Genomic DNA, 13,640 nt, shown 5'->3' with positions numbered 1-13,640 from the left:
GCGGGACCGGCGGGACCGGCGGGATGCTCACGCCCCGGCCCCGGGGCGGTCCTCACGGTGGCGGTGGCCGGGCAGCATCTCCTGCACCTTCGCCTTGAAGCCCTGCTTGACCACGTCGGCGCGGTCGGGGTCGCCCTGGAGCACGGCGGACGCGGCGGCCTCGATCTGGTCGAGGGAGGCGTGCGGCGGGATCGGCGGCACCGCGGGGTCGGTGCGGAAGTCGATGACGTACGGCCGGTCGGCGGCCAGGGCCCGCTGCCAGGCCCCGCGCACCCCGCCGGGTTCCTCGACGCGCTCGCCGCCGAGGCCGATCGACCGGGCGAAGTCGGCGTAGGGGACGTCGGGCAGCGCCTGCGAGGGCACGAACTGCGGCGCGCCCTCCATGGCGCGCATCTCCCAGGTGACCTGGTTGAGGTCCTGGTTGTTGAGGACCGCGACGACCAGCCGCGGGTCGCGCCACTGGTGGTGGTACTTAGCGGCGGTGATCAGCTCGGCCATGCCGTTCATCTGCATGGCGCCGTCGCCGACGACGGCCAGCGCGGGCCGGTCGGGGTGGGCGAACTTCGCGCCGATCACGTACGGCACGCCCGGGCCCATCGTCGCCAGGGTGCCGGACAGCGAGCCGCGCATGGCGCCGCGCATCCGCAGGTGCCGGGCGTACCAGTTGGCGGCCGACCCGGAGTCCGCGGCGAGCATGATGTCCTCGGGCAGCAGCTCGTCGAGGGCGTGCACGACGTACTCGGGGTTGATCGGGTCGGCGTCGACCGCGGCGCGGCGCTGCATCACCTCCCACCAGCGGGCGGTGTCCTTCTCGATCTTCTTCCGCCACGCGCCGTGCTTCTTCGCCTCCAGCAGCGGGATCAGCGCCTTGAGGGTCTGCGCGGAGTCGCCGACGAGGTTGACCTCGAAGGGGTAGCGCAGCCCGACCATGAACGGGTCGATGTCGATCTGCACCGCGCGGGCCTGGTCGAGGTCGGGCAGGAACTGGGTGTAGGGGAAGCTGGAGCCGATCACCAGCAGGGTGTCGCAGCCCTGCATCATCTCGTAGGAGGGGCGGGTGCCCAGCAGGCCGATCGAGCCGGTGACGTAGGGCAGTTCGTCGGACAGGGCGTCCTTGCCGAGCAGGGCCTTGGCGACGCCGGCGCCGAGCAGGTCGGCGATCTGCTCGACCTCGGCGCGTGCGCCGCGCGCGCCCTGGCCGATCAGGAGGGCGACCTTCTCGCCGGCGTTGAGCACGTCGGCGGCGTGGTGGAGGTCGGCGGGCGCCGGGGTGGGCGCGTAGGAGGAGACGCCCAGGCTCGAGGGCACCATCTTGAACGCGTGCGTCGGCGGGGAGTAGTCGAGTTCCTGGACGTCGGCGGGGATGACGACCGCGGTGACGGTGCGGCGGGCGTACGCGGTGCGCATCGCGCGGTCGATGACGTTCGGCAGCTGCTCGGGGACGGTGACCATCTCGCAGAACTCGGACGCGACGTCCTTGTAGAGGCTGAGCAGGTCCACCTCCTGCTGGTAGGAGCCGCCCATGGCGCTGCGGTTGGTCTGCCCGACGATCGCGACGACGGGCACGTGGTCGAGCTTCGCGTCGTACAGGCCGTTGAGCAGGTGGATCGCGCCGGGTCCCGAGGTGGCCGCGCAGACCCCGACCTTGCCGGAGAACTTCGCGTAGCCGACGGCTTCGAAGGCGGCCATCTCCTCGTGCCGGGCCTGGACGAACTCCGGTTTGTCCTCGGCCCGGCCCCAGGCGGCGAGCAGGCCGTTGATGCCGTCGCCGGCGTAGGCGAAGACCTGCTCCACGTCCCATTCGCGCAGGCGCTGGAGTACGTAGTCGGACACCTTGATCGACACGGGGTACGTCCTTTCTGTGCAGGGGAGGTTCGGGGGGGTGCGGCGGCTAGTGCCGCAGTCGGCGGGTGAGCGCGTAGCAGGCGGCGCCCGCGGAGACCGCCGCGCCGGCGGCCACCAGCCGGGAGACGGCGGAAGGGGGCGGCGTGGGGCGCGCGGCGGCCTTCTCCGGGTGGTCGGCGGGCGCGGGCCCGTCGAGGGCGAGGGCGAGCACCTCGGCGAGGTGCAGCGCGCCGCGGCCGGTGCCGCCCTGCTCGATCTGGGTGCGGCAGCTGAAGCCGTCGGCGAGCACCAGGGCGCTGGGGGCCGCCTCGCGGACCGCGGGCAGCACGCCCGACTCGGCGATGTCCATGGACAGCTGGTGGTGGCCGGCTTCGAAGCCGAAGTTCCCGGCCAGTCCGCAGCAGCCCTCGTCGAGGACGTCGGCGTGGATGCCGGCGCGGCGCATCAGCTCGCGGTCCGCGTCGAACTTGGTGACGGCGTGCTGGTGGCAGTGGGTCTGCACGGTGGCGGCCCGGTTCAGCACCGGCGGCCGCCAGCCGTCCGGGGCGCGCTGGAGCAGCAGTTCGGCGAAGGTGTGGAACTGCCCGGCGAGGCGTTTGACGTCCTCGTCCTTTGGCATCAGCTCGGGCAGGTCGGAGCGGAAGACGGCGGTGCAGGACGGTTCGAGGCCGACGATCGGGGTGCCGGCCTCCAGCCACGGCCGCAGGGTGGTGAGCGTACGGCGCAGCACCTTCGCGGCGGTGTCGAGCTGACCGGTGGAGATCCAGGTCAGCCCGCAGCAGACCGCGTCGGTGGGGACCGCGACCTGGAACCCGGCGTCCGTGAGGACCTTGACGGCGGAGCGGGCGACCGACGGGTGGAAGTAGGTGCTGAAGGTGTCGGGCCACAGCACCACCGTCCGGGGGTCCGCGGGGTCGGGTTCGGGCGCGCCGCGCCGGCGCCACCACTGGACGAAGGACTCCTCGGCGAAGACCGGCGCGTCGCGCTGCGGTGCCACGCCGGCGAGCTTCTTGCCGAGCGTGGAGATGCCCGGGGCCCGCAGCAGCGTGTTGACCGCGCCGGGCGCGACCCGGGACAGCCGCGCCCACAGCGGCAGCCAGCCCAGCGCGTAGTGCGCCGCCGGCCGCAGCCGCCCCTGGTAGTGGTGGGAGAGGAACTCGGCCTTGTACGTGGCCATGTCGACGCCGGTGGGGCAGTCGGACTTGCAGCCCTTGCAGGCCAGGCAGAGGTCGAGCGCGTCGCGGACCTCGGTGGAGCGCCAGCCGTCGGTGACGGGCGAGTCGGCGTGGCCGCCCATCATCTCGAACAGCAGCCGCGCCCGGCCCCGGGTGGAGTGCTCCTCCTCCCCCGTGGCCCGGTAGCTGGGGCACATCACGCCGCCTTCGTGGCTGCGGCAGTTGCCGATGCCGACGCAGCGCATGACCGCGCGCCGGAAGGAGTGCTCGTCGTCGGGGAAGCCGAAGCGCGTGTCGGCCTCGTCGCGGGGGCGCCAGTCCGCGCCGAGCCGCAGGTGGGAGTCGAGCCGGTTGGGTGCGACGACCTTGCCGGGGTTCATCCGGTCGCCGGGGTCGAAGAGCGCCTTGAGCTCGCCGAAGGCGCCCACCAGCCGCTCGCCGAACATCCGAGTCAGCAGCTCGCCGCGGGCCTGCCCGTCGCCGTGCTCGCCGGAGAGCGATCCGCCGTAGGAGACGACGAGGTCGGCGGCGTGCTCCAGGAACGACCGGAAGGTGGCGACGCCCTCGGCGGTGCGCAGCTGGAAGGGGATGCGGGTGTGCACGCAGCCCTGCCCGAAGTGGCCGTAGAGCGAGGGGTGGTCGTAGCCGAAGTCCGTGAAGAGCTTCTTCAGGTCGCGCAGGTAGGCGCCGAGCTGCTGCGGCGGGACGGCGGAGTCCTCCCAGCCCTCCCAGGTCTCGCGGCCGTCCGGCGGGCGGGCGGTGACGCCGAGGCCGGCCTCGCGGGCCTTGAGCATCTGCTCCTCGCGGTCGGGGTCGTCGGAGAACGCGACGGTGCCGTCCCGCTCGTCGCGGCCCAGGGCCCGCAGCAGGTCGTGGGACTGGCGGTCCACCTCCTCCTGCGTGTCGCCGGAGAACTGCACCAGCAGCCAGCTGCTGCCTTCGGGGAAGGAGGAGAGCGACTCCAGGTAGGCGCCCTCCTCGTGCATGAGCTGCGCCATGCGGTCGTCGAGGGCCTCGATCTGGGTGGGCCGGCAGTGCTCCAGCAGGCGCGGTACGTCGTCGGCGGCCGCGCAGATGTCGGGGTAGCCGAGCACCAGCATCGCCTGCGCGGCCGGCACCGGCACCAGGTCGAGCTCGGCGTGCAGCACCGTGACCAGGGTGCCCTCGCTGCCGACCAGGGCGCGGGCGACGTGGAAGCCGTTCTCCGGCAGCAGGTCGGGGAGGTTGTAGCCGGACACCCGGCGGGGCAGTTCGGGGTAGCCGCGCCGGATGTCGGCCAGGTGCCGGTCGCTGAGGTCCCGCAGGCCCCGGTACAGCTCGGCGCGGCGGCCCCCGGCGGCGGTGATCTCGTCGTACTGCTCGGTGGAGGTGGCGCCGACCCAGGTGCGGGTGCCGTCGTAGGTGAGGATCTCCAGCCGGCGGACGCTGTCGGCGGTCTTGCCGTACGCCTGCGCGGAGGCCCCGCAGGAGTTGTTGCCGATCATGCCGCCGAGCGCGCAGTGGCTGTGGGTGGACGGTTTCGGCCCGAACATCAGGTGGTGCGGGGCCAGTTGGCGGTTGAGCTCGTCCAGGACGATGCCGGGTTCGACCACACAGGTACGCGCCTCGGGATCGACGGAGACGAGCTGGTGGCAGTACTTCGTCCAGTCCACGACCACCGCGGTGTTGGTGCACTGCCCGCCCAGGCTCGTGCCGCCGCCGCGGGACAGCAGCGGGGCCCCGAAGCGCGCGCACACCGCCACCGCGGCGGCGCCGGCGTCCACCGTGCGGGGCACCACCACGCCGATCGGCACCTGGCGGTAGTTCGACCCGTCGGTCACGTAGGCGCCGCGACTGCCCGCGTCGAACCGGACCTCGCCGTCCACGGCCTCCCGCAGTGCGGCTTCCAGGGCCTCGACGTCCAGTTCGCGGGCTTCGCCGTCCTCGATCGCGCTCATACGTGCGTTTCCCTCCGGATACGGGGATACGGGGGCCAGGGGACCTACGGGGGCGGCCGGTGCGGCGCCGGTCACCGGTCCGGTCGACCGGTGGTGCGTCGACAGGGGGTACTCAGCGGCCCAGCGCCCGGCTCAGCTCGGCCTTGTTCATGTGCGAGCGGCCCTTGATGTTCCGCTGCTTCGCCTCGTTGTAGAGCTGGTCCCTGGTCGGGCCCTGCGCGCCGGAGTGCGAGCGCTGGCCGCCGCGCCGGGAGGAGGACATGTCCCGGGTGGAGGTGCGGCTGGCGGTCCGGGACTCCCCGGACCGCGCCCGCTCCTTGTTCACCGTGCGGGCGGCGATCTCCTCCGCGCGCCGGGGCGACTCCCCGCGGTCGCGGGCGCTGTCCTTGATGTGCTCGTACTGGCGTTCCCGCTTGGCGTTGGAACCTCGGGGCATCGCTCTCACCTTCCGTCACGTCTCGGTGTTCCGATCCGGCGCGGGCGCCCCACCCCCCGACTGCCGACCCGCGACACGTTGTCGGGTGCCCGGCCGGGCGCCGCGCATTCCTCGCCCGGCGGACCGGAATTCCCTTGCGCACCGCGGGTACCCGAGAAGTGGCCGGTCAGCGGGTGGGCGGCAGGCGCACCCGCGAAGGAGAGAAGGGGCCGCACATGGCGGACACGGACCGCACACCGGGCGTCGCGGGCGCTCCCGGCCCGGCGTTCGCCCCGCATGTCCTGCGCGACTACGCGCTGCTCGCGGACGGGGAGCGCGGCGCGCTGGTCGGCCCGCACGGGGACATCGCCTGGATGTGCGCACCGCGCTGGGACTCCGACGCGGTGTTCTCGGGCCTGATCGGCGGCGGAGGGACCTACACGGTGACCCCGCGCGACCCCCGGCACGTGTGGGGCGGCTCCTACGAACGCGACAGCCTGATCTGGCGCAGCCGGTGGCTGACCTGCGACGGGCCGCTGGAGTGCCGGGAGGCCCTGGCGTTCCCGGGCGCGCCGGACCGCGTGGTGCTGCTGCGCCGGGTGCTGGCCGTCGGCGGCCCGGCGCGGGTGCGGGTGCTGCTCGCGCCGCGGGCGGGCTTCGGCAGCCACCGCGACGAGGACGTGCGGCTGCGGGACGGCGTGTGGAGCGGCCGCAGCGGGCCGCTGCACTGGCGGTGGAGCGGCGCGGGCCAGGCGCGGGTGCGGCCGGCGGGGCCGGAGCGGTCCCTGCTCGCGGCACCGGATCAGGACCAGCACCAAGACCAGGACCAGGACCAGGACCAGAGTCAGGACCAGGGTCGCGTTCCGGGTGCGGACGGCGGCGGGCAGCTGCTGGCGGTGGATCTGACGGTCCCCGCCGGCGGCCGCCACGACCTCGTCCTGGAACTGTCCGAGCAGCCCCTGACCGGGCCCCCGGTCGACCCCGAGCGGGCCTGGCACGCCACCGAGGAGGGCTGGGCCCGCGCCCGGCCGGCACTGCCCCGGGTGCTCGCGGCCCGCGACGCCCGCCACGCCCACTCGGTGCTGCGCGGCCTGACCAGCGGCAGCGGGGGCATGGTGGCCGCCGCCACGATGAGCCTGCCCGAGCGTGCCGACTCCGGGCGCAGCTACGACTACCGGTACGCGTGGATTCGCGACCAGAGCTACGCCGGGATCGCCGCGGCCGCGGTCGGCGCCACGGACCTGCTGGACCGCGCCACCGCCTTCGTCACGCACCGGCTGCTGGCCGACGGGCCGCGGCTGGCACCCGCCTACACCGTCACCGGCGGCGCGGTGCCCGCCGAGCACCGGCTCGGCCTGCCCGGCTACCCCGGCGGCACCGACAAGGTCGGCAACTGGGTGAACGGGCAGTTCCAGCTCGACGCGTTCGGCGAGGCGCTGAGCCTGCTGGCCGCCGCCGCCCGCCACGACCGGCTGGACCGCGACGGGCGGCGGGCGCTGGGCGTCGCCGTCGACGCGGTCGAGCAGCGCTGGTCGTCCCCGGACGCGGGGATCTGGGAGCTGGAGGACCGGCACTGGACGCACTCCCGGCTGGCGTGTGTCGCGGGCCTGCGGGCGGTGGCAGCGCTGCCCGGCGACGGGGCCGGGGCGGGGGCCGGGGCGGGCCTGGGCCCGGACGGCGCCCGCTGCTCGGCGCTGGCCGACGCGATCCTTTCCGACACCACCGCCACCCACCTGCACGCGGACGGCTTCTGGCAGCGCAGCCCCAAGGACGGCACCGTCGACGCCGCGCTGCTGCTGCCGGCCGTGCGCGGCGCCCTGCCCGCCGCCGACCCGCGTACGCGCGCCACGCTGGCCGAGGTGCACCGGCGCCTGGTCGACGACGGCTACGTGTACCGCTTCCGGCACGACAGCCGGCCGCTCGGCGAGGCGGAGGGCGCGTTCCTGCTGTGCGGGTTCGTGATGGCGCTGGCCGAGCACCAGCAGGGGCGCACCGTCAGCGCCCGGCACTTCTTCGAACGCAACCGGGCCGCCTGCGGGTCGCCGGGCCTGTTCGCCGAGGAGTACGACGTCGCGCAGCGGCAGCTGCGCGGCAACCTGCCGCAGGCGTTCGTCCACGCGCTGCTGCTGGAGTGCGCGGGGCGGCTGGCCGGGGACTCCCCGGCAGCGCGGTGACGCCCGCAAGCGCAAGGACCGCAAGCCGAGAAGGGAACCGTCGAACCATGGCACAGAACGTAGTGATCACCGGAGCCAGTGCCGGCATCGGCCGCGCCACCGCGCGGGAGTTCGGCCGCCGCGGTGCGAACGTCGTGCTGCTCGCCCGCGGGCAGGAGGGGCTGCGCGGCGCGGCGCGGGACGTCGAGGAGGCCGGGGGGCGGGCGCTGGCCGTCCCGGTCGACGTGGCCGACCACGCGGCGGTGCGGGCCGCCGCCGAGCAGGCGGAGCAGCGCTTCGGGCCCATCGACGTGTGGGTCAACGTCGCCTTCGCGTCGGTGTTCGCGCCGTTCACCGAGATCGGCCCGGAGGAGTACCGGCGCGTGACCGAGGTGGCGTACCTGGGCTTCGTGCACGGCACGATGGTGGCGCTGGAGCGGATGAAGCCGCGCGACCGCGGCACCGTCGTGCAGGTCGGCTCGGCGCTGGGCGGCCGCAGCATCCCGCTCCAGTCGGCGTACTGCGGTGCCAAGCACGCCGTGAACGGCTTCACCGAGTCGGTGCGGTGCGAGCTGCTGCACGAGCGCAGCAACGTGCGGATCACCGTGGTGCAGATGCCCGCGGTCAACACGCCGCAGTTCTCCTGGGTGCGCTCCCGCCTGCCGCGCCACCCGCAGCCGGTGCCGCCGATCTACCAGCCCGAACTGGCCGCCCGCGCCGTCGCGTTCGCCGCCGAGCATCCGCGCCGCAAGCAGTACTGGGCGGGGGCCAGCACCGCGGCCACGCTGCTGGCGCAGAAGTTCGCCGCGCCGCTGCTGGACCGCTATCTCGCCCGCACCGGCTACGACTCCCAGCAGACCGGCCGCAGGGAGGCGCCGGGCCGGCCGGACAACCTGTGGCAGCCGCTGGACGCCGGTCCGGGCGAGGACCACGGCGCGCACGGCACCTTCGGCGACCGCGCGCACGGCCGGAGCCCGCAGATGTGGCTGTCCCGGCACGCGCTGCCGGTCTCCGCGGTGTCGGTGCCGGCGCTGGGCGCGGCGGCCGCCCTGTTCCGGCACCGGCTGCACACGCACGGCGTCCGGTGACCGCGCGGGCGGTCACCGGACGGGGCTGCGGGGGGCTCAGTTGCTGCGGATCGCGAAGACGACGCCCACGAGGAAGACGGCGGCGATGATCGCGTACCAGATGATGTCGTCCTGGACGGAGCTGCTCAGGGCCAGATCCCACGCGTGACCAGCCATGGCGGTGACCTTTCACCGGATATGTTCGGATAAGTTCGGATAGAGCCATTTTACGCTTCGCCTTCCCGGCGCCGTTGCTCCGGCACCGATATCGTGGAGGGGAGAATGCGCAATTCGGGCCATCCGGGCGGTTCGCCACGGAGGAAGAGGTGCGGCTCATGGGCACCGGGACGCGCGCGGGGGCGCTGGGTGAGCTGCTCGCGGCCAGTCAGCTGATGACGCTGGAGCAGGTTCCCGGCGCGGTCGCGGCGTACGCGGCGCGGGCCGGCTGGCCCGACGTGCTGATCTACGTGAGCGACCTGGAGCAGGAGCAGCTGCACCTGCTCACGGGCCGTGACGCGGACGGCGGCGGCGCGGACAGCGGCAGCGGCGCCGGGGCGGCCGGAAGCGCACCGGCGGACGTCCAGATCGAGGGCACGGTGGCCGGCCGCGCCTTCCAGCTCGGCCAGGTGCTGCCCGCCTCGGCGTCGTCGCGGGGCCAGTGGTGGGTGCCGCTGCTGGACGGCAGCGAACGCCTGGGCGTGCTGAGGGTCGGCCGGCCCGGGGCGGCGGTGGAGATCGGCACGGACGTCGGCCGGCTCGCCGTCCTGATCTCGCTGCTGCTGGTCAGCAAGCGCGGCACCAGCGACTGGTACGGACGGCTGGTACGGCGGCGGCGGATGGAGGTCGCCGCGGAGATGGAGTGGCGCCTCATGCCGCCGCGGACCTTCGCCGCCGACCGGGTGCTGATCAGCGCGATCATGGAGCCGGCCTACGAGATCAGCGGGGACGCCTTCGACTACGCCGTGTCCGGCGACACCGTGCACCTGTCGGTCTTCGACGCGATGGGCCACGACACCGCCGCCGGCCTGACCGCGAACCTCGCGGTCGCCACGTGCCGCAAGTACCGCCGCCAGGGCGCCGACCTGGGGCAGATCGCGGACCGGATCGAGCAGACGCTCAGCGAGCAGTTCGACTGCAACCGCTTCACCACCGGCATCCTGGCCGACCTGGACATGGACACCGGCCGGCTGGCGTGGACCAGCCGCGGCCACCACCCGCCGGTGGTCATCCGCGGCCGCCGCACCATCGTGTCCCTCGCCTGCCCGCCGGCCGGGCCGATGGGTACCGGCCTCGGCCTGCCCACCACCATCTGCGAGGACCAGCTCGAACCGGGCGACCGGCTGCTGTTCTTCACCGACGGCGTCACCGAGGCGCGCAACCGCGACGGGCAGGAGTTCGGCCTCGACCGGCTGACCGACTTCCTCATCCGCCACCACGCCGACGACCTGCCGGTGCCTGAGACGCTGCGGCGGCTCGTCCGGCACCACCTCGACTACCACGACGGCCTGCTGCGCGACGACGCCACCGTCATGCTGCTCGAATGGCACGGCCCGACGCCGTACCACCCCTCGGCTCTCCAGGAGCGGGTCGGCCTGCCCCCGTCGATCGCGCCGTCCGGCCCGCAGGCCGCCGCGTGGTCCGGGCGGTCGCACCTCGGCGACGGAGCCTGAGCGCGGGCACCCGCCTCGGCGCGGTGTGCGCCGACGCCGGTGCCCGCCGCCTCACGGGTTCAGCAGGGGAAGGTGCCGCTGTAGAGGGCGTGGCCGGAGGAGGAGGTGCCGGCGCCGAAGCCGTAGATGCCGTCGTCGCTCCAGACCGCCTCGCGCGAGCCGGCGGTGCAGGTGGAGGTGGGGGCCAGCGCGAAGCCCTCCAGGTTGTCGACGGGCATGACGGTCGGGTTGGTGTAGGCCACGTCGGGGACGATCGCGCCGGACGCGTCGACCTTCAGGAAGGTGTGGGTCTCCCCGCAGGTGTTGTCGCAGGTCGCGACGATCCGCTGGGTGCCCGCGTCGTAGGTCACGTCCATCACGGACGGCTCGCCGGTGGCGATCGTGCCGAAGGTGGTGAAGGTGCCGTCGGAGTTCAGGCCGTAGACGTGCAGGGTGCCGTCCCACTCCAGGCCGGCGAAGAACAGGCCGGAGCCGTGCAGCGGGTAGTCGGCCGGGTCGTAGGCGGCGCCGGTGCGCGGGTCGACCCAGCCGCTCGCGGTCAGCCAGCTGTCCGGGACGTAGCCGACGCCCTCGAAGCCGAGGTTGGCGTCGTCCTTGCTGCCGGTGTCCAGCTGCGGGAACTGCGCGGTCATGTCCCACTGGTGGACGGGGGTGAGGGTGGAGCCGGTCGCGGTGGGGTCGAACTCCATGACGGTGTCCTTCGGGACGCTGTTGTCCGCGTTGTCCCGCTCGGAGGTGACATACACATGGCCGTTCGCGCCGACGGTCAGCCCCTCGGAGTCCGGCTCGCCGGTGCCGCCGGCGAAGCGGATCTCCTTGCCGGTCGCGCTCCACGACGGGTCGGGAACCCACTTGCCGCCGCTCTTGACCAGCTTGTACAGCCAGTTCTTGTTCTTCGCCGCCCACAGCACGGAGGGGTTCGACGGGTCGAACGCCAGCCCGCTCACGTCCCGCCCCTCGGGCCCGGTGGACGTGGTGAACGCGCACACGTTGTCGGCGATCGTGACGTCCTGGCCGCCGGGCCACGCCAGGGTGCCCGCCGGGGTCGAGCCGGTGCCGGAGGGCGCCTCGGGGGTGCAGCCGCTGGTCAGCGAGCCGCCGCCGCCCAGCAGTTGGCCGCCGCCGGTGCCGCCCCCGCTGCCGCCGCCCGCGCAGGAGTTGGCGGCGCCGGGCGTGGCGGTGGCGGACGTCTGGAAGAGGCCGGTGCCATCGGCGCAGCGCTGGTCCGACGGCTTGGCGCCGTCCGTCGCCCAGGTGACCGAGTCCACGGTGGTGCCGCCGGCGTCGCGCAGGAAGACCGAGTCGTTGTCGCCCAGACCCAGGGTGGAGTCGAAGGTGGCGTAGCCCCCGGCGGGAATGCTGGTGGCGCTCGGCGAGGAGGCGGAGATCTTCGCGGCGGTGTGGCCGGTGTCGCTGTCGACGTAGGTCCACGACCCGACGGCGACCGCGCTGGTCCCGCCGTTGTACAGCTCCACGGTGTCCGAGCCGCTGGAGGTGACCTCATTGATGCGCACCTGGCTCGCCGCCGGCAGCGCCGGCGGGCAGCCCGCCGCGTTCGCGCTGCCGAAGGTGGCCGCGGAGGTCTCGGGCACCCAGGTCCCGCTGCCGTCGCCGCCGCACCGCGCCATCGCGGGCTTCGCCCCGCCGGTGGCCCAGTCGACGCGGTCGACGACGGTGCCGCCGGAGGTGGTGACCACCACGCTGTCGGCGTCGCCGAGGCCCTTGGGCGAGTCGAAGGTGACGAAGCCGCCGGCCGGGATCGTGCTCGCCGACGGGGTGAACTTCTGCGCGGAGAAGGTGTTGTCGGCCACCTGCCAGCCGCTGATGCTCACCGCGGCCGCGCCGGCGTTGTACAGCTCCACCGTGTCGCTGCCCGCCGAGGTGACTTCGTTGATCCGTACGTTCTGGTAGCCGGCCGGGTCCGCGGCCGCCGCCGACTGCGCGGCGAGCACCCCGGTGACGAGCAGTCCTGAAAGCGTCAGAGCCGTGGCGCACACCGAAGCGACGCCGGCCCGCGAGCGTGAAGTAGACACGGGGAGCAATGGTGACGCGTCGACGTTGCGTCAGTCTGTACGGCGGTTGAACGCTGCGGCGTGCGACGGCCGCGCCCGCGTCACAGCCGCACCACGATCAGCGCGATGTCGTCCGGGCCGCCGTCCGCGACGCCCAGGCCCGCCAGCAGCTCGTCCGCCAGGTCGTCGGGGCCCAGGCCGGTGCTGCGGGCGAGGATGTCGGTCAGGCGCCCCAGGCCGACGTCGATGTCCTCGCCGCGGCGCTCGATCAGGCCGTCGGTGTACAGCACGAGGGTGTCGCCGGGGGCGTAGCCCACGCTGGCCTGCGGGCGCGGCATGCCGTCGACGCTCAGGCCCAGCGGCGGGTCGGTGGCCTGGTCCAGCAGCTCCGAGGTGCCGTCGCGGCGGCACAGCACCGGGGGCGGGTGGCCCGCGCTGGTGTACGTGATGCGCCGGGCCCGGGTGTCGATGACGGCCTTGGCGGCGGTCGTGGCCAGGGCGCCTTCGAAGGTGCGCGCGTACACCCCGAGGACGTCCATCGCCCGGCCCGGCTCGGGGATGGCCCGCACCGCCGCGGACAGCGCGCTGCGCAGCATGCCCATCACGGCGGCGGCCTCCAGGCCGTGGCCGACGACGTCGCCGACGGCCACGGTGAAGGTGTCCTCGGTCAGGTCCACCACGTCGTACCAGTCGCCGCAGACGTTCAGCGAGCGGACGGCCGGCATGTAGCGCAGCGCGATCTCGCGGTGCCCGGCGAGGTCCGGGGAGTGCAGCATGGCCCGCTGGAGGGTCAGCGCGGTGCGGCGCTCGCGGTCGTGGGCCACGCGCAGTTCGTCGTTGAACCGCTGGAGCTCCTGGGCCCGGTCGAACAGCTCGGACTGCGTCGCGGACTCGGTGGCCGCGCGGCCGGCCACGGGGTCCACGGTCTGCGCGTGGCGGAGCACGAAGTCGGTGAGGTCCTCCACGCGGTGGATGATCCACGCCACCTCGCCGTCGGGCCCGAGCACGGGGGTGTTGATCGGGGACCACCAGCGGGCGCGGAAGATGTCCGGCCGGCCGGGCGCGGGGATGTCGTACTGCTGGACGGCCATGGTGTCGGACCGCTTGGAGCGCAGCACCCGCTCGAGTGAGGCGCGCAGGTTGCTGACGCCGTCGGCCAGCGGGTCGTCGGGGTTGTCGGGGTGGACCTGGAAGATGTTGCGGCCGACGAGTTCCTGCCGGGTGCGGCCGGTGGCCCGCAGGTAGGCGTCGTTGGCGTCGGCCACGACGAAGTCGGGGGCGAGCAGCAGGCTGGGGCTCACCAGGGCGGCGAAGACCGCCCGGTAGTCGATCCGCGGTGGTGCGGGCACGGTGCTGCGTTCCCTTT

The 13,640-nt window shown here is 74.0% G+C and carries 8 protein-coding genes; 3 read left to right on the top strand and 5 right to left on the bottom strand.

What is annotated here, in order from left to right:
* Positions 1–27 precede the first annotated feature (27 nt).
* From AC3EVP_RS06115 to AC3EVP_RS06105, 3 genes are all read right to left on the bottom strand, one after another.
* On the bottom strand, positions 28–1,845 hold the full coding sequence (locus tag AC3EVP_RS06115; RefSeq protein ID WP_335972478.1) for a thiamine pyrophosphate-requiring protein: 1,818 nt from the start codon (positions 1,843–1,845) through the stop codon (positions 28–30).
* A gap of 46 nt (positions 1,846–1,891) precedes the next feature.
* On the bottom strand, positions 1,892–4,957 hold the full coding sequence (locus AC3EVP_RS06110) for an FAD-binding and (Fe-S)-binding domain-containing protein (protein WP_435126932.1): 3,066 nt from the start codon (positions 4,955–4,957) through the stop codon (positions 1,892–1,894).
* Positions 4,958–5,069: 112 nt separating this feature from the next.
* A complete protein-coding gene (locus AC3EVP_RS06105; RefSeq protein ID WP_335972480.1) occupies positions 5,070–5,393 on the bottom strand; it encodes a plasmid stabilization protein in 324 nt (107 codons plus the stop codon).
* A gap of 215 nt (positions 5,394–5,608) precedes the next feature.
* On the opposite strand from AC3EVP_RS06105, the gene AC3EVP_RS06100 reads away from it, so the two are divergent.
* From AC3EVP_RS06100 to AC3EVP_RS06090, 3 genes are all read left to right on the top strand, one after another.
* Positions 5,609–7,546 carry a glycoside hydrolase family 15 protein gene (locus AC3EVP_RS06100; RefSeq protein ID WP_435126929.1) on the top strand — a complete coding sequence of 646 codons (1,938 nt, stop codon included), beginning with the start codon at positions 5,609–5,611 and terminating at the stop codon, positions 7,544–7,546.
* Positions 7,547–7,593: 47 nt separating this feature from the next.
* The gene (locus AC3EVP_RS06095; RefSeq protein WP_435126927.1) at positions 7,594–8,613 is read left to right on the top strand and encodes an SDR family oxidoreductase; all 1,020 of its coding nucleotides are present in this window, start codon (positions 7,594–7,596) and stop codon (positions 8,611–8,613) included.
* Between the two features lie 314 nt (positions 8,614–8,927).
* Complete coding sequence (locus tag AC3EVP_RS06090; protein WP_435126925.1) at positions 8,928–10,262, top strand: PP2C family protein-serine/threonine phosphatase; 1,335 nt, start codon at positions 8,928–8,930, stop codon at positions 10,260–10,262.
* A gap of 59 nt (positions 10,263–10,321) precedes the next feature.
* Here AC3EVP_RS06090 and AC3EVP_RS06085 read toward each other — a convergent pair whose 3' ends face one another.
* Positions 10,322–12,295, bottom strand: coding sequence for a lamin tail domain-containing protein (locus AC3EVP_RS06085; protein WP_435126923.1), 1,974 nt, complete (start codon positions 12,293–12,295; stop codon positions 10,322–10,324).
* Between the two features lie 80 nt (positions 12,296–12,375).
* Complete coding sequence (locus tag AC3EVP_RS06080) at positions 12,376–13,623, bottom strand: PP2C family protein-serine/threonine phosphatase (protein WP_435126921.1); 1,248 nt, start codon at positions 13,621–13,623, stop codon at positions 12,376–12,378.
* Positions 13,624–13,640: the final 17 nt, after the last annotated feature.

Source organism: Actinacidiphila sp. bgisy144 (assembly GCF_057708105.1).
Note: the sequence above shows the minus strand (reverse complement) of the source record. Positions and strands in the feature narration are given on the sequence as shown.